Below are 16,963 nucleotides of genomic sequence, written 5' to 3' on the forward strand. Positions count from 1 at the left end.
ACCATGGACGGCAGCCTTCCGACTCCTTCGCGCGCCCGGATATCCGAGGCCACGCTCCCTTCGGTAAGGAGTCCCTTTGCACCTCTGCGCCCCTGAGCGCACCCCCCGTCCTCGCATCCCACCCCGTCCCCGTATCGGCTCCCTGTGCAGCGGTTACGGCGGCCTGGACCTGGCGATACAAGATCTCCTTGGCGGAGAGGTCGTGTGGCACTGTCAGCACGACCCCGACGACACCGAACAGCATGCCGCCCGCATCCTGGCTCACCACTGGCCGCAGGTTCCGAACTACGGGGACATCGCCCGCGTCGACTGGAGCACTGTCCCACCCGTCGACGTCCTCACAGCCGGTTTCCCTTGCACGGACGTCAGCCTCGCTGGGCAGCTCGCGGGCATCGTGCCCGGCACCCGCTCCGGTATATGGGCCCACGCCGTCCGAGCCATCCGCGCCCTTCACCCAAGATTGGTAGTGATCGAAAATGTCCGAGGTCTTCTCTCCGCACCGGCCGCTCGCAGCCTGGGACCAGGAGGCGGGCCAGTGGATGGCGAGCAGCGACCCGGGCCTCTTCGAGGTCTCGGTGCCGTACTCGGAGATCTGGCCTCCCTCGGGTTCGATGCGGAGTGGAAGATGCACCGCGCCTCGGATGCCGGAGCGCCGCACCGCCGTGAGCGCGTGTTCATCCTCGCCTGGCCGGCGGCATAGAGCCGTCGAGTCTGGCGTGACCTACCGGCGAGCCGAGGTGGAGCGCGGCCGCGGGCGTCCGCCTCTGCGGCGGCACGCGGCCCCCTCCGGGTCGCTGGGTGACTGCCCGTCGGCTCCGCCGTTGCTGAAGACCCCCACGGCACAACTGGCGGTGAATGGCGGGTCCCAGCACCCTGACAAGCGGCGCGAGGGCGGGCACGGACCCACTCTCGCCGATGAGGTGGAGCACTTGCTGCCGGGCGCTGCCCACTACGGCAAGGAGCCGCCCAGTGGTCCCGGCAGCGCCGAGGGGGACTACCAGCTCGCAGTGCCGCTCACCGCACCCCCACGCGACGCCTGCTGTCCCCGCTCCCCGGCCCCGGGTGAAGCCGTGTGGGGGCGATACGCCCCGGCCGTCGCCAGGTGGGAGCAACGGATCGGCCGGGCGGCTCCGCTGGCAATCGATGCTCGTGGCCGCCTCGCCACGGTATTCGTGGAGTGGATGATGGGGCTCCGCGACGGTTGGGTGACCGCCGTACCTGGCCTGCCGCGTGCGGCGCAGCTCGCTGCCCTGGGGAACGGGGTGGTGCCCGCGCAGGCGACGGACGCTCTCCGCGTGCTACTTCAGCGCGCGCAGGGCGAAGTTGCGACCACATAGCGGTGCGGCCGCGCCCGGCTCCTTGAAGAGTGGGCCGAGCGCGGCTCCGCCGCGAGTGTGAAAGGTAGACGGAAGCGCACGTCGTTGATCCTCTGAGCGCTTGGAGTAACTCGCCAGCCGGATGTTCGCCGTTAACCAAGGGACGATGCCGGTCAGGTAGTGGCCCGAGCTGCCGCTAGTTGCGTTGGCCCGCCACCAACGTGCCGGGCCAATTGCCTTGGTGGGCGGATAGTAACGCGCTGGAGTACCCGATCTGCGGTGCTCAGCCCCTGCGGCAGGCACAGCGTTCGAACTGCGCAGCTTTCGCGGAGCCAGCTCCGGGGGTGCGGAGCTGGCTCCCTTCTGCTGGACCAGAACGGTGGGTGCCGAGGCAGGCTTCACACTGGTGGTGTGGTGTACCACAGCTGTTGGGCGACACCCGTTTTCTCTTGGTATTCGATGCGGTCGACATTCTGGGTGGCGGCGAGAACATGGTGCGGGGCCGAAGCCTGCGCGATGAAGACCTGGTCACCGACCGATTCGATCAGCCACTGTTCGGTGGGGTCGAGTGCGTCGCAGGTCACCATGGCCGGGTTCTCACTGACCTGCGCCGGTGCCTGGACACACATCCCGCTGCTGACGTTGACAAGGAGGAGCCCCTGACTGGCGGGTACGAGCCTCCACTGCTGACAGGAGTCCCCGCCGACGGGTGTCCAGGTGACGGGGCCGGTGCCGGAACAGTAGGCGTCCAGCACTCCATGTACCGCCGGGTTATAGAAAGACAGTACCTGGGTCTGCTGCGCCTGCGCTGCGGGCGCCAGTGCACCCGCGAGGGCAGCAGCTGCACTCCACACGACTGCCGCTTTCTTGATGAACGACATGTTTCCCTCCTCATGCTGAAAACATGGAAATGTTCTGTTGAGTTGCGGCGCCCAAAGGGGTCGGGCCTCGTCCGGAGGGGCGCGGCGTCGCGCAGCGGACGGATACCTGATCCGCGTTCCGTCCCTTCGGAGGGCGGTGCGGGCCGCGTTGCAGCGCGAGCCGGAGGCCAACACGACAGACACGGCAACAGCAGCCACACACGCCCGGATAGAAACCCCGCCGTCGTTCACAGCACCCAAATGGCGCGCTCACGACCAAGTGAAGCGGATTCCAGAAAAGGAAAGAATCCCTCACAAGAGGGACATATAATAATATCCCTTTCTTTAGGACGGAATCGATGTCTGAGGGGGTCTAAGCCGTTTCGTTTTTGGACCAACGACTCGCTGATCCAAACGAAACGGCTTAGCCTGGTGCAGTATCGCGCTGTCCGTGCAGCAACAACTTCCCCCTCCTGCTTCTGGGCCCCCCGCCGCCACGACCAGGGCGTCGCCAACCACCGAACGGTGCCCTGCCCCCGCGTCGCCGCCAACCGGAGGCTCCAGGAGAACGCGACGTAAGGCAGGGCCACCGTCCACTCTCCTGTCGCTCGCCCCGCCGCTCCCCAACGGACCGCCCTTGCGGCCCGACGGCGGGCAGGACGGAGACCGACCGTGGCCCGACGACGCACCGGCCCCTCGGACACAGTCCGCGACCTCGTCTACCAGCGCGACGGTGGATGTTGCGTGCGGTGCGGTTCCCTGCATCGGCTGACGATCCACCACCGCGTCAACCGCGGCATGGGCGGCGCCCGCGAGCCCTGGATCAACCAGGCCCAGAACCTGCTGCTGGTTTGCACGACGTGCAACGGCTGGTTCGAGGACAACCCGAAGCCGTCGTACGAGGCCGGGTGGAAGGTCCGTCGCCCCCAGCTCCCCGACGAGGTCGAGGTCCAGTACGCCGACGGGCGCGTGTACCGGCTCACCCCGGACGGCGTGCGCACCACAGCCGCGGGAGCGACCCGATGAGGCGGTCAAACCCCGGGTTCATCGACTTCGGCCGCTGGACGGCTGGCACCTGGACCACGGCGCCTGGCGTCTGGTTCGCGATTGGCTATACCTACAGCCGCGATGAGAGTCCGAACGGCGTCTGCGGGCCCGCCATCACGATCGGCCGTCGCACCTGGGCGATCTTCGCCCTGTACTCCCGCGCCGAGCACGAGGCACGGAAGCGCGATCCGTGGGCGAAGGCGAGCGAGGAGTTCCAACCGCTCCCCCGGTGTCGACGGTGGTGGCCGTGGTGACGCGTCTGACCGGGCTCGGCGTGCTGCGCCGCGCCGCGGTCCCGCACGACGGTCGGCCGGATAGCCTTCACCGACGCCCCGCACCCACGCGATCCAGGTACAGGGTGCGACGTCTACGGCGGGATGTTCTTGGTAGGGCGGTTTGGGTTCGCCCTGCTCAGAAGGAGTGCGCGGCGGGCACTATGACAAGGCCGCGTCTACCGCTGTACTATTTCCGGGTTCGTTCGGCATGGGGTTGCCCCAGCCTTCGCCCGGTACCCGCGCGGTGCCGCCACCCAACGGAGGCCAGTCATGCCCGCTGCGCACCACAACCTCACGATCCCCGACCACAAGATGCTGCGGGCCGAGGCTGAGCGCGAAGTCAAGGAGGAGCTAGGCGTCATCGCCCGGCCCGACGAGCGGTTCAAGCGGGGCTGCGAGATCGTCCAGCAGGCTGACCTCGAGATCGCCGCACACACTGAGGAGCGCAACCAGGCCGCCCTGTCCCTGTGGTTCTACGAGGGCATCCGCGGCCTGGACAAGGTTCTCGGCATCCTCCCCAATGCGTACTCCGAGATGCGCCGCATCGCCCTGCACGGCGACAAGAAGGCGACGATCAACCCAGGCGGCGACCTGAAAGCCCGCATGACCGCCGAGGAGCGTCGCCGCGCCGCCGAGAAGGCCGGCGTGCCGTACATCGAGGACGCCGCCGACCGGCTGCCGTCCCTGGCCGCGACGGTGTCGGTAGCGACGGCACGCAGGAAGGCCGCGATGCCGTTCCTGTACGACGTCACGCTGGTCCTCACCGAGGAGCCGTACGAGTGGACCACGGACCGCATCGCCGCGCATGGTGACGTCACCCCCGCGTACGTGCGCAACCTGAAGAGCCGGGCGAACCGACGCCGCGGGCGCTGACCCGCCCGTCCCTCAATCCGGCCCTGAAGCATCACCGGGGCCGGGTTTTCAGTCGCCGGTGACCGGGGCCTGAAATTCCGGCGCCGGTGAAACCGGGTCCCGGGAGTCCGGGTTCCGGCAGATCAGGCGCCTTTAGTAAGATCATCAAGCACCACTATCAAGTAGTTACGGTGCCTTCGCTTCGCTCAGGCACCGTCGGTGTCAGAGCGGTTCCGGTGTTCCCCGACCACAGCGATTGGCGCGGCTGTCACAGAATCGGGAGAGGTGACGTTCCCCCCGGCATGACGACCATGCCCAGCCCCCTGCCCCTGGCCCGCCACTACTACGAGATCCGCCGCGAGGTCCTGGCCGCGTGCGGCACACAGATCACACCCTGGTACCGGCTCAGCGCCGACGAGCGCGCCATCGCCGTCACCGAGGCGGAGATCGTCCTCGAGGCGGTACGCCGCGCGAACGAGGAGCACGCCGCGCTGCTGGACGTCGCCGCCCATAAGCCCGCCGTCGACACCCCCGGCATGGTGCAGGCGTAACAAGATCGGGCCTGCCGACGTACATATAGGTGCCGAGGCCCGCGCGACTTCTCCCCCTCTGGTCGCGCGGGCCTCGAGCCAGACCTCCGGCGCGAAGCGCAGATGCCGCGTGACATTCATATTGCGCCGGAAGCCGCGGTCTGGCCGGGACGTCAGGGCATGGGCACCCAGCCAGACCGCGACACAAACCAGGCCCGATCGGCACCGTCCACCGCATGTCCCGCATGCAGCCTGACCAGCCGACACGCACCCGCGTGGCCCCCTCGGCGTCCAAGCTGCGGCACGCCCGCCCCGGCATCGTCTCCCGCGATGCCGCCAACGTCGCCGACATCCTGTTGCGCCTTCCGCCCACCGAGCGCCGCAACGCTTTCAAGCACTACCTCACCGACCGGGAACGCGCCGTCGTCCTGACGGAGGTCTCGCGCGCCACGGGCTCCCTGTACGGTCTGTGGCGCGACGACCCGAGCGGCTTCGTTGAGGACGTTCTCGGTGAGAGCCTGTGGTCCAAGCAGCGCACCGTCCTCGATGCGATCGTCGACCACAAGCGCGTCGCCGTCCCAGCCGGTTTCGGCGTCGGGAAGACGCACCTCGCCGCGCGCGCCGCGGTCTGGTTCGTCAACGTGCACCCGGTCGGCACCGCCCTGTGCATCACCACCGCGACCCGCTTCCGCCAGGTGCAGCGTCAGCTCTGGCCCCATATCCGCAAGGTCGTGCCCCGCGCCGCTCTGCCAGGCCATTGCGACACGGTCCAGTACAAGATGCCCGACCCGTACGGCAACGACTTCGTGGCCGCCTACGGCTTCTCCGCCCCAGCCGGCGACGAGGCCGCGATGCAGGGCATCCACATGCCCCACCTGCTGCTCATCGTCGACGAGGCGGGCGGTATCGCCCCGATGATCGGCCACGGCACGAACAACTTGCTGACGGGCGGCCACGCCGCGATGCTCGCTATCGGCAACCCCGCGATGGACGACCCGGCCAGCTGGTTCGAAGAGTTGTGCATCGAGGGCGACGACCCGAGCGAGCCGACCACCGTCACCATCCCGATCTCCTCGCTCGACTCCCCGGCGATCACCGGCGAACTGGCCCCGTACTGCACCGACTGCCCCGAAGGCGTCGCCCGGCACTCTCTCGCCGATCACATGCCCGACCAGGACTGGGTGGACCGCACCATCCGCTCCTACGGCGAAGACCATCCGTATGTGATCGCCAAGGTGTTCGCCAAGTTCCCGAAGGGCGGTGGCGGCATCGTCGTCCCGCCGAGCTGGGTCGAGGCCGCCATGTCGTACGAGGATCCGACGGGCAACGGCTGGCACCAGCTCTGCGACCTCGGCCTGGAGGGAGAGACCGCCCAGCACACCGTCCGCGAAGGTGCCTGGGTCCGCCTCGGCTGCGACATTGCCGCCGATGGAGGTGATGAATTCACCGTGTACCGCTCCATCGGCGATGCCGTCGAGTTCCGGCACGCGTCTGCCGGCGCCGCCAACGACAACCAGGTGTCCGTCGCCGAGCGCGTCCTCGAGGAGATCCACGCCGCGCAGCGCCTCGCCGACGTCCTGAACTCCCCGCATCCCGTGCGCGTCAAGATCGACCAGAACGGCATCGGCCACGGTGTCGTTTCGATGCTCCAGCGGTGGGCGGAGACCGGGCGGCACCGCGCGCAAATCGTCGGCGTCATGGTGTCGGAGTCCCCGAGTCAGAACGACCCAGGCGCCGTCATGCGGCCGTGGCGTAAGCGTGACGAGATGTGGCTGGCAACCAGGAGCCTCCTCCAGCCGGACCCGTCGTCTGGTCGGGGGCGGCTGCGGCTTCACGTCGACAAGAAGGCGGCCGCGCAGCTCTCCACGCCTAAGCTGCTGTCGACGACGAGCGGCTACACCCAGGTCGAGAGCAAGCGGGCGATGAAGGCGCGCGGCATGAAGTCGCCGGACCGTGCCGAAGCCGTGCTGCTTGCCCTCTACGAGCCGGAGCCATTGCACAAACCACGCCGCCGTGGCCTCCTCAACTGAAGAATGCGTGGCCGATGACGCCTTGAAGCCGTGCGAGGACGGCGACGCACTTCACAACACTCGCATTCCCGCGTCGCGCTACTCTGCCTGTCCATGGCGGATCCGTTCTTTGCAGCTCTCGACCAGGCCACCCGAACCGTTGTCGCGCGAGTCCGCGGTGAGCTCCCGGCCGTGGCCCCCACCGCGACAGCGACGCGGCCGACCGAGCCGATCGCCCACTACTACTGCTGCGATCCGAACCGGGCGCTGTGCGGGCTCGATCTGAGCGACATGCCTCCCGCCGGCGACGGCGAACAGGACTGTGTCGTCTGCGCCGACCTCGACGCCGCGAGCGCGGGCTGCCCGATCTGCGCCAGCGGCCAGAGCACGGTCTGAACCCGCCGCGGCCGACACGTCGAGGGGAAGATGGCCGTAAGGCCCAGCGCCGATCTGAAAGGCCCGGGGGCATGTGCCGGGCGACCGCTATGTAACAAGCACACCAGCGTTCGGCGCCAGAGCCGCAACAGCCACTCGGTCTCCCGGCGACAAACAAGACGCTGCCCGCGTGGACAAGATTGAAGACCTCGCGGTCGCGGTCACCGTCGCCGTCCTGACCTGGTGGCTGACCAACCTCTCCCGTAAGCGCGCCGATCGCGAAGCCGAGAGAAGCGCTCTCCAGATCCAGGCTGACGCCCTGGTCGTCGCTGTGGCGGACGTGCGGGCCGCGGCTGCCTCCGCCCGAATCTTGTACGAGGGCTGGCCTGAACGTGCCCGCTCCGGGCTCTTGGCCACCCTCGCCTGCGCGGGAGCAGCGGCCCGCACACGGGTTGCTGGCGGCTCTGACCGGCTCGCGTTCGTCGCTGGGCTCGGGGCAGCGGCCCACCTCCTTGGCGCCGACCGACGAGCGAGCAAGCAGCACGCCGCTACAGTGCAAGGGCCGATGCTGCGCCTCGCCACCGCCGCGGCCCCGCTGGTACGCCACCCCGACGAAGGCGTGGCCACCGCCGTCGACAACCTGTTGGCCGCAGCATCGAGAGTGGAGGATGCTACCCGCCTGGACGCCGCCCTCGACCGATTCGGCCGCGAGGTCTCCCGAGCCCTCCAGCCCCGAAGGTTCCGGCTGCGGCTCCGCCCCCGCGTTCAGGAGCCCCACGGCAGCCGGCAATGAGCGCCGCAGCGGAACGGCGAAGGGCCGCCGGAACGCGTGCTCCGGCGGCCCCTCATCGGCTGGATCAGGCCACCAGGTACGACCCGGTCACCGTGATGATCTCCGCATACTTCGCGCCCTCGGCATCACCGTAGAGGCGGTTGACGTTCTGGAGAGCGGCACCGTTTGATGTGCCGGTCACACGCAGCCGGTCGATCTGCGAGCCGTCCGACCCAGAGTAGATCTGCGCCTCGCCCGTCCAGACGCCGTGGTCGGCATCACGACCGTCGAGGCTGAGCTGGAAGGTGTAGCGAACCCCATCCGCAGCCGGTATCGGAAGGGTGAGACCGAATCCGGCGTTCGACGCCGCGTTCGTCTCCTCCTTCGCCACGATCATCGCGGTGAAGGCACAGATGCCGTTCGAGATGGCGTAGCGGCCGGAGCCGACGGTCCCGTCGTTGCCGGAGACGTTGGTGAGCTTCGGGTTCCAAGAAGTGGCAGTCATGCGCTTCCGTTCATTAGAGGAAGCTGCCTCGGTCGGAGCAGCCGCCGAACAGTGCGCGCCCCGCACCGTTACTGTCGCGTCCCCACGCAGACAGTCTCTGACCTGGGATTTCGGAAACCCAGCGGTACACCTGTTGACCTTCCTCGCCGGCACCGAGCGGATAGCGGGGATCCACATCTGATTCCAGACCCTCATCGGGACCGTTTTGAAGAGGTTCTTGGCCGTGGCCTTGGCCAGCCCGCACATATCTCTCCCGAGGGATGCACGAGCCCTTCTTTCAGCAGTCGGCCTCTTCGAGTTCTGCGTCCATCGCGCCGTTCATGCCAATGTCGGTGGCGCCGGCGGCGCGAAGGCAGGTGTCGGGCGGTGCCTACGCTGCGTACTCTTCGTGATAACCAGGGTCTGATGCCAGGGAGTGAGGGCGTGGGTGAGCCAGAGGCCACCAGAGCGGTCGAGACGGCACGGAGTACGGTGAGCAATCAGATCTCCGGCGGATCGTTCGGCATGAGTGTGCAGGCAGGCACGATCCACGGCGGTGTGCACGTTCATCACGAGTCCTTCGCAGGATTGCGGCCTCGGCAACTGCCCGCTGCCCCTGTGCATTTCACTAACCGAACCACTGAGACTCGGCTGCTCGATGGGGCATTGGCCGGCCAGCGGGACGGGGGGCCAGCGCTGGTGCTGCTCAGCGGCCCCGGAGGCGCAGGCAAGACGGCGTTGGCTTCGTACTGGGGGAACTCCGCATCGGAGAACTTTCCCGACGGTCAGCTGTATGCGGATCTCGGTGGGTTCCGCGCAGAGCAGCCGGTCGCTCCGGGAGAGGTACTGGTGCGGTTTCTGCGCGGGTTGGGCATGGCGCCGGAGCAGGTGCCGGTCGACCTGGCCGAGCAGGCTGCGTTGTTCCGCTCGCTGACCGCGGAGCTGCGGCTGCTGGTGCTGCTCGACAACGCGATCTCGGCAGCACAGGTCACTCCCCTGCTGCCGGGTTCTGCTGGCTGCATGGTTCTGGTGACCAGTCGCTGGCGGCTGGGTGGGGTGCTGGCCCAGGGCGGCGTGCTGGTGGAGGTCGCGGCTTTGTCGCAAGATCACGCGGTGGAGTTGCTCACGCGTTCGGTGGGTCGGGCCAGAACGGATGCGGAAAGTCAGCATGTGGGGGATCTGGCTCGGCTGTGCGGCCGGCTTCCGATAGCCCTGTGTGTGGCGGGTGCCCGGCTCGCATCGCGTCCACGCTGGCCAGTCAGCCGGGTGGTGCGGGAACTGGCCGATGAGCAGCGCCGCTTGGCAGCGTTGTCAGTGGAGGGAGGAGTGTCGGTAACAAGTGTCTTCGATGTCTCATACGAAGGGCTGTCCGCGCCACAGGCGCGTGCGTATCGGTGGCTGGCCCTTCATCCCGGCCCTGACTTCGACCTCAAAACGGCTGCCGCGGGAGTGGAACTCCCCCTCCAGGAGGCCGCCACGGTTCTGGAGACGCTGGTGGACGCCAGCGTGCTGGAGGACAGCGGAACCGACCGGTACCGCTTCCACGACTTGATCCGGTTGCACGCCCGGCGGCGCGCCGAAGTAGAAGACAGCCAGAGTGAGCGCGACGCTGTGGTGGAGCGCATCGCGGAGTACTACCTGTCCGTCGCGGTGGTCGCTGACCGCATGGTGATGCCCCTGGAATGGCGTGTAGGGCCGGCGTACGAGCGGGAGGGCGGCGGGCCGGCCGTCTACAGGAGCAGCCTTGAGGCATTGGATGGTCTGGAGTCCGAGCTTCCCAATCTGATGGCGGTGTTGCGGGCCGCGTTCGAGCGCGGGCTGGATCAGTTGGTGTGGCAACTGTGCGAGGCTATGTGGTCGTTGTTTTTGTACCGCAAGCATTTCCAGGACTGGATCGCCGCCTACCAACTGGGCATTGCAGCAGCCGAAAGGTGCGGTAATCAAGGCGCGAAGGCCCGGATGCGCAATCGGCTCGGGATCGGATTCCATAATCTGTCACGGGAAGAAGAGGCTCTCCAAGAAGGCAGAGACTCGTTGACCGCAGCGCGCGCCGCTGGACACGAACTGGCAGAGTCCGAGGCGCTGCAGTTGGTAGGAATGGCCTCGCGTTCCCTGGGCCGATTCGACGAGTCGATCGAGGCATTACGCGAGGCGGTGGAAATCGACCGCCGGACGCAGCAGGTTCACAGTGAAGCTCTTGCGCAGCGACGCTTGGGGCAGGCACTCTACGCGGCCGGGCAGACCACTCAGGCGGTTGATGAGCTGAAACGGGCGTGCGAACTGGCCGCGAGATTGTCCGACCCGGCAGTGGAGGCGATGAGCAGAGTCTGTCTCGCCGAAGCGCTGACGCGCGCCGATCGTGCGTCCGAAGCTCTCGGACTTGCACAGGCCGCCTGGACCGTCGTGGAGAACTCGGGCTCAAACCAATACCAGGCCCGCGTCATGATGGTCTGGGGCCAGGCAGCAGAAGGACTCAACGACCTGCCCACCGCCCGAGATCGCCTGCTGAAAGCCCGCGCCTTCTTCATAGAGGCGGGGGTGCCGAACCTGAAACCGGTGCAGGACGCGCTGAGCCGGGTGGAAACCCGTCTCGAGACGAGGCAGCGGGAAGACGATGAGGAGCATCCGGCCCGGTGAGGTCGCCCAAACGGTGCCCAGCAATGGTCCACGCATAGGCCCATGCCGCGCGCAACCACGGATCACCGACCCCTAGGGGATCAACAATCTGTTCGGCCCGGGTACGGAAGACGGTGCCGTACCGCCTGGTCGGGACGGCCACCAGGGCGCAGCCGGGCAGGCTCCTGAGCCAGGTACCGCTCGCCCCGAGGGCACCGCGCACCGAGGGCTGCGCGGCGCACATGAGGACATCGGCACTCTGTACCCACCGCGTGGGTGCCTCTTCGGTGACCGCAATGAACCGATCGCCCCCTTCACACGGGCACGGCGTTCGGGGAAGCGGCCGCACGCTCCAGCCCCATACGCCGACGCCGCTCCCCACGATGCTGTGCCGCGGACAGCACATGATCCTGATGGTCGGCCTCGGGGTGGGGTCCGGGCCCACGACCTTGCCTCGGCTCCGGTGAGTGTTCATGTTCCCTCCCTGAGAGCGAGGCCGTCGGGATGTGCGACCGGCTTTGGCAGGGGGACCGGCGGGGCCGATGCCGCCCTCATCGGTTCGGGAATACCGAGCAGGCGGTACATGGTGCCGCGCAGAATGGCGGCCGCCCGGCCCGGCCGAGACGTGATCAGCTCGGCCATGGCGACGTGCCCAGTATTCTCCTGGGCCTCGACTGCCGTGCACAGCTGATCGGCCAGCGGGCGGTCCAGCCGTAGCCGGAGGGCTCGCCGGGCCATGGCCTCGGACAGACTGCCCTGCCGGATGTAGTCCTCCGGCAAGGACGCCGCCAGCATGACCGGCACACCGATCGCTGCGCCGTAGCTGGTGACTGACCCGTAGTCCCCGATGACCACATCGCCGGCCACCAGCGCCGCGCGCCATCCCTCCTCGGGCGGCAGCAGCAGCAGTCCAGCCCTCAGGCAGTCCGCCAGCCACGCCCGTACCTGCCAGGGCCCATGCACAGCCCAGATGTTGGGGTGGAGAATCGCCGCCACCCGGTACCCGTCAGGCGGCAACTCGTGCATCAGCCGGTTCAGCAGATCCGGATGGCGGCCCAGTGTGGACTCCGGCTGCCAGGTCGAGGTGACGGTCACCAGCCGCTGGCCCTCCCGAAGGCCCAGCGCGCCGCGGTAGCGGTCACGCAAGGGCACACTGGCCATCATCCGATCGAAGCAGATATCGCCCGCCACGACCGCGACCGGTACTGCCTCGGGACACGATTCCCGCAGGACGGCGAGTTCATCGTCGTGTGTCAGAGGCAGCGCGGACGGCACCAGCCGCCCCCGGTACATCAACGTCGCACGGTCCAGTTCGTGCACAGGCAGGGCCTGCGGGCCGGCGCTCCGAGAGCGCAGCCGCGATCGCATCGAACCGGCTCCGTGCGGCAGGAGCAACACCTTGCCGTGGAGATGGCTCACCGCGCTATCGCTCGCTGCCAGTACCAGATCGAACTCGCACTGGACAGCCTGGTGCCATGGAAGCAGCAAGCCACCGTGCGCGCGCACGAATTCCTCCGCTCCGTCGCACCTGGCCCCGTTGGGTGCCGGCGGCACCGTGAACATCACCACGACCCGGTGGTCTGCCTCCAACAGCGGAAGCACATCCATCAGCCGGGTCCCTGCGACGACGAACGGTACGACGACCAGCACGCTGCGGCACCCGGTACGCAGCACCCGGCTGTGCGCGTCCACCCCGACCGGCCCGTTTAACCACCGCTCCTCAGACATCACCGCACACCCCCCACACCGCGAGCCCCGGCGTCCGGGCCGTTCTGTGTCCCCATCCCCTGCGGAAAGGTCATCTCCTGCTCCTTCGCGATCTTTCTGACCGGGCATTGCGAGGAGCATGGACAAGCAGGGCGGGCAGCATCCGGGGCACCAGACGAGGCAGGAAGGAGGGCAGCGCAGGTAGCAAGGCACAAAAGACTTGCGAAGTTTCGACGGAGCCGGACCGCTGGAATACCCCCACCGAGGGATTGCACGGCGATCAGCACCAACGGGGGCACAGTGGGAACAGTGGACATCCGGCTCTTAGGGCCGGTGGAGATTCACGGCGAGCTCGGCATGGCCCGTCCAGCCCGCGCGGGGGAACGGTGCGTGCTCGCCGCACTCGCGTTCAGCCCCGGGCGGCCGGTCAGGGTCACCACCCTGGTCGACCACATCTGGACCTCCGCCGAACAGTCCGACCGGTCACTCCAGACCATCACCAACTACGTGCGGAAGGTGCGCACCGCCCTCAAAAGGGCCGGCGGGCAAGCGGAATGGCTCCGCAGCGACCGCAGCTCCCGTGCCTACGTGCTGGACATCGACCCGGCCTGGGTGGACTACCACCGCTTCACCCAGCAGACCTCCGCCGCGCTCCAACTCAGGGACAGCGAACGGTTCCCCGACGCAATCCGCACCTGCCAAGAGGCCCTGACGCTCTGGCGGGGCCCGGCACTCGCCGACGTCACCGGACAATGGGCAGACAGCCGACGGCACGCCCTGGAAACCGAACGCCAAGCCGCCTACGACACCCTCCTGACCGAACAACTACGCGCCGGCCAGCACATACAGGTCGCACGCACCGTGACCGACCTCATCGAAGAGGTCACCCCCACCGACCGGCTACTGCTCCTAGGCGCCCAAGCACTCGCAGGATCCGGCCAGCACACCTCCATCCCCGCACTCCTGACCCGCACAACCCAGCGCATGCACGAAAGCGCCGAAGCCGCCCCCACCCGCGACACCCTCAAGCTGATCGGCAAACTCACCGCCCAACCGACCGCGACGGACCTGGACCTCACGTACGCCACCCCCGATGAGGCATCACAGGAAGCCCCGCCGGAGACGGCCGTCAGCCAGGTCTGTCCGTACCTGGGTCTGGAGCCCTTCACCGCACAGCACGCCGACTGGTTCCACGGCCGGGAGGCTGCCGTGGAAAACATGCTGGCCGCCTTCGGCAGACACCGGCGGATGCTGATGCTGTTGGGCCCATCAGGCGCGGGGAAGTCGTCCCTCATCAAGGCAGGTGTCCTGCCCGCCCTGGCCGAGGGAGCGGTGCCAGGCAGCGACCGCTGGCTCCCCCTCCTCGTTCGACCGGGCCAGGACCTCCTCACCGAACTCGAAGGCGCGGGCCTGCCAGGCACCACTGGCGACGGCATCCTGACCGCGGTCGAACGCCGCCTGGCGGCCGAACCCGATCACGACCGCCTGCTGCTGATCATCGACCAGTTCGAAGAACTCCTGACCCAGCCGGACCCCACCACGGACAGCCACCGATCCGACAGACGATTGGCCGCCGCGGACCAGCTCGCGGAGCTGAGCGGCTCCCACGCTGCCGTCACCGTGGTTCTGATCATGCGCAACGACTTCTACGCCTCCCTCGATGCGATCGCCCCCCAACTGATGAACGCGGCCCTACCGGGGTTACTCAATGTTCCCGCGACCCTGAGCGTGCCCGAGCTGAAGGCGATCATCACTCGCCCCGCCGAAGCCGTCGACCTGCCCATTGAAGCCGGACTGGTGGACCGCATCATCAGCGACGTCCTGGACGACGACCCAGCTGCTCGACAAGCCCCGGTCACCATGCTCGCGCCACTCGAATTGGCCCTGCGCCAACTGTGGGAACGACGCCACCGCGACGATGGCCGCCTCACCCACGCGGCTTACGAGAGAATCGGCAAGGTCACCGGCAGCATGACGGCCTGGTGCAACACCGCCATCAACCGGCTGCCCGCCGATCACCGCCCCACCGCGCAACGGATCCTCACCGCACTGGTACGCCCCGCCGACGAACCCAACAGCATCCCAACCACTCGCCAGCCCGTCGCCCTCACCCGCCTCCGCGCCCTCGCCACCGATCCCAAGCTCGACGGCCCATCGGCCGATGCTGCCTTCGACGCAGTGCTGACAGCCCTGACCCTCTACCGCATCATCACCACCGGCACCACCACAGCCCCTCCCGAGGCAGCCCTCGGTGAGCCCACAGCGGAACTCATCCACGACGCACTGATCCGCGACTGGAGCGACCTGCGCGACTGGCTCGCCCAAGACCACCAGTTCCAGCTCTGGCTGCACCGCGCCGCCGAACAACAGTTACGCCACGCACAAAGCGGCCTTCCCGGCGACCTGCTGAACGGAACTCTCCTCGCAGAAGGCATGCACTGGGCCGACCAGCGCTCACTTCCGCACGACATCACCGCAATACTGGCCGCCAGCCGACAGCACCAACAGGCGGCGGTCCGCCGCACCCGGCGCATCAACACCATCCTCGCCGGGATGCTCGCCCTCGCACTCATTGCCACAGTCGTCGCCCTCTATCAGCAGCGCACCGCCACCAAGGCACAACACGAAGCACAGTCACGGCAACTCGCAGCTCAGTCCACCAACCTGCTGAGTCGCGAACCCGACCTGGCCTCACTCCTGGCCGTCAAAGCATGGAAGACCAGCCACACCAAAGAAGCCGCTGCCGCCCTCTATGCAGCCCCCGCAAATTCCCTCCGCAACCGCCTTACTGGCCACAACGGCGGCGTTATCTCGGTGGCATTCAGCCCCGATGGTAAAACCCTGGCCACCGGAAGCTGGGACGGCACGGTACGCCTATGGAACACAGGCACAGGAAACGTCCGTACCACACTCAAAAGCCACAACGGCAGCGTACTCGCGGTGGCATTCAGCCCCGATGGCAAAACCCTGGCCACCGGAAGCAACGACAACATGGTACGCCTATGGAACACAGACACAGGAAACGTCCGTACCACACTCAAAAGCCACAACGGCAGCGTACTCGCAGTGGCATTCAGCCCCGATGGCAAAACCCTGGCCACCGGAAGCTGGGACAAAACAGCACGCCTATGGAACACAGACACAGGAAACGTCCGCACTACACTCAAAAGCCACAACGGCAGCGTACCCGCGGTGGCATTCAGCCCCGATGGCAAAACCCTGGCCACCGGAAGCAACGACAACATGGTACGCCTATGGAACACAGACACAGGAAACGTCCGTACCACACTCAAAGGCCACAACGACACCGTTAACTCGGTGGCATTCAGCCCCGATGGCAAAACCCTGGCCACCGGAAGCTGGGGTGACACGGTACGCCTATGGAACACAGGCACAGGAAACGTCCGCACTACACTCAAAGGCCACAACGGTGGCGTACTCGCGGTGGCATTCAGCCCCGATGGCAAAACCCTGGCCACCGGAAGCAACGACAACATGGTACGCCTATGGAACACAGACACAGGAAACGTCCGTACCACACTCAAAGGCCACAACGGTGGCGTACTCGCGGTGGCATTCAGCCCCGATGGCAAAACCCTGGCCACCGGAAGCTGGGACAAAACAGCACGCCTATGGAACACAGACACAGGAAACGTCCGCACTACACTCAAAGGCCACAACGGCAGCGTACTCGCGGTGGCATTCAGCCCCGATGGCAAAACCCTGGCCACCGGAAGCAACGACAACATGGTACGCCTATGGAACACAGACACAGGAAACGTCCGTACCACACTCAAAAGCCACAACGGCAGCGTACTCGCAGTGGCATTCAGCCCCGATGGCAAAACCCTGGCCACCGGAAGCTGGGACAAAACAGCACGCCTATGGAACACAGACACAGGAAACGTCCGCACTACACTCAAAAGCCACAACGGCAGCGTACCCGCGGTGGCATTCAGCCCCGATGGCAAAACCCTGGCCACCGGAAGCAACGACAACATGGTACGCCTATGGAACACAGACACAGGAAACGTCCGTACCACACTCAAAGGCCACAACGACACCGTTAACTCGGTGGCATTCAGCCCCGATGGCAAAACCCTGGCCACCGGAAGCTGGG

General features: G+C 67.2%; 13 protein-coding genes. 10 read left to right on the forward strand and 3 right to left on the reverse strand.

Going from position 1 to position 16,963, the window contains the following annotated elements; all coding sequences use genetic code 11:
* Positions 1 to 76: 76 nt before the first annotated feature.
* Positions 77 to 700: a DNA cytosine methyltransferase gene (locus tag ACT2CW_RS18270; RefSeq protein ID WP_445517351.1), complete on the forward strand. Its 624-nt coding sequence runs from the start codon at positions 77 to 79 to the stop codon at positions 698 to 700.
* A gap of 1,014 nt (positions 701 to 1,714) precedes the next feature.
* On the opposite strand, the gene ACT2CW_RS18275 is transcribed toward ACT2CW_RS18270, so the two are convergent.
* Complete coding sequence (locus ACT2CW_RS18275) at positions 1,715 to 2,197, reverse strand: RICIN domain-containing protein (RefSeq protein ID WP_445517352.1); 483 nt, start codon at positions 2,195 to 2,197, stop codon at positions 1,715 to 1,717.
* 723 nt (positions 2,198 to 2,920) lie between these two features.
* Here ACT2CW_RS18275 and ACT2CW_RS18280 point away from each other — a divergent pair.
* From ACT2CW_RS18280 to ACT2CW_RS18310, 7 genes are all read left to right on the forward strand, one after another.
* On the forward strand, positions 2,921 to 3,202 hold the full coding sequence (locus ACT2CW_RS18280; RefSeq protein WP_445517353.1) for a hypothetical protein: 282 nt from the start codon (positions 2,921 to 2,923) through the stop codon (positions 3,200 to 3,202).
* Positions 3,199 to 3,477 carry a hypothetical protein gene (locus ACT2CW_RS18285; RefSeq protein ID WP_445517354.1) on the forward strand — a complete coding sequence of 93 codons (279 nt, stop codon included), beginning with the start codon at positions 3,199 to 3,201 and terminating at the stop codon, positions 3,475 to 3,477. The genes ACT2CW_RS18280 and ACT2CW_RS18285 overlap by 4 nt, the downstream gene beginning before the upstream one ends.
* Before the next feature lie 291 nt (positions 3,478 to 3,768).
* A complete protein-coding gene (locus ACT2CW_RS18290) occupies positions 3,769 to 4,371 on the forward strand; it encodes a hypothetical protein (protein ID WP_445517355.1) in 603 nt (200 codons plus the stop codon).
* Positions 4,372 to 4,652: 281 nt separating this feature from the next.
* Positions 4,653 to 4,901, forward strand: a complete 249-nt coding sequence (locus ACT2CW_RS18295; protein ID WP_445517356.1) for a hypothetical protein — start codon at positions 4,653 to 4,655, stop codon at positions 4,899 to 4,901.
* A 215-nt stretch (positions 4,902 to 5,116) separates the two neighbouring features.
* Positions 5,117 to 6,910 (forward strand): hypothetical protein, encoded by a 1,794-nt coding sequence (locus ACT2CW_RS18300; protein ID WP_445517357.1) that lies wholly within the window; start codon positions 5,117 to 5,119, stop codon positions 6,908 to 6,910.
* A 93-nt stretch (positions 6,911 to 7,003) separates the two neighbouring features.
* Complete coding sequence (locus tag ACT2CW_RS18305; RefSeq protein WP_445517358.1) at positions 7,004 to 7,285, forward strand: hypothetical protein; 282 nt, start codon at positions 7,004 to 7,006, stop codon at positions 7,283 to 7,285.
* 169 nt (positions 7,286 to 7,454) lie between these two features.
* On the forward strand, positions 7,455 to 8,057 hold the full coding sequence (locus ACT2CW_RS18310; RefSeq protein WP_445517359.1) for a hypothetical protein: 603 nt from the start codon (positions 7,455 to 7,457) through the stop codon (positions 8,055 to 8,057).
* Positions 8,058 to 8,121: 64 nt separating this feature from the next.
* Here ACT2CW_RS18310 and ACT2CW_RS18315 read toward each other — a convergent pair whose 3' ends face one another.
* Positions 8,122 to 8,541, reverse strand: a complete 420-nt coding sequence (locus ACT2CW_RS18315) for a hypothetical protein (protein WP_445517360.1) — start codon at positions 8,539 to 8,541, stop codon at positions 8,122 to 8,124.
* 471 nt (positions 8,542 to 9,012) lie between these two features.
* Here ACT2CW_RS18315 and ACT2CW_RS18320 point away from each other — a divergent pair, with 471 nt between their 5' ends.
* Complete coding sequence (locus tag ACT2CW_RS18320) at positions 9,013 to 11,157, forward strand: ATP-binding protein (protein WP_164433808.1); 2,145 nt, start codon at positions 9,013 to 9,015, stop codon at positions 11,155 to 11,157.
* Positions 11,158 to 11,607: 450 nt separating this feature from the next.
* On the opposite strand, the gene ACT2CW_RS18325 is transcribed toward ACT2CW_RS18320, so the two are convergent.
* Positions 11,608 to 12,864, reverse strand: coding sequence for a hypothetical protein (locus ACT2CW_RS18325; RefSeq protein WP_164433806.1), 1,257 nt, complete (start codon positions 12,862 to 12,864; stop codon positions 11,608 to 11,610).
* Between the two features lie 288 nt (positions 12,865 to 13,152).
* On the opposite strand from ACT2CW_RS18325, the gene ACT2CW_RS18330 reads away from it, so the two are divergent.
* On the forward strand, positions 13,153 to 16,963 hold a 3,811-nt coding region (locus tag ACT2CW_RS18330; protein ID WP_445517361.1), incomplete at its 3' end, for an nSTAND1 domain-containing NTPase.

The organism is Streptomyces sp. NEAU-174 (genome assembly GCF_052665095.1).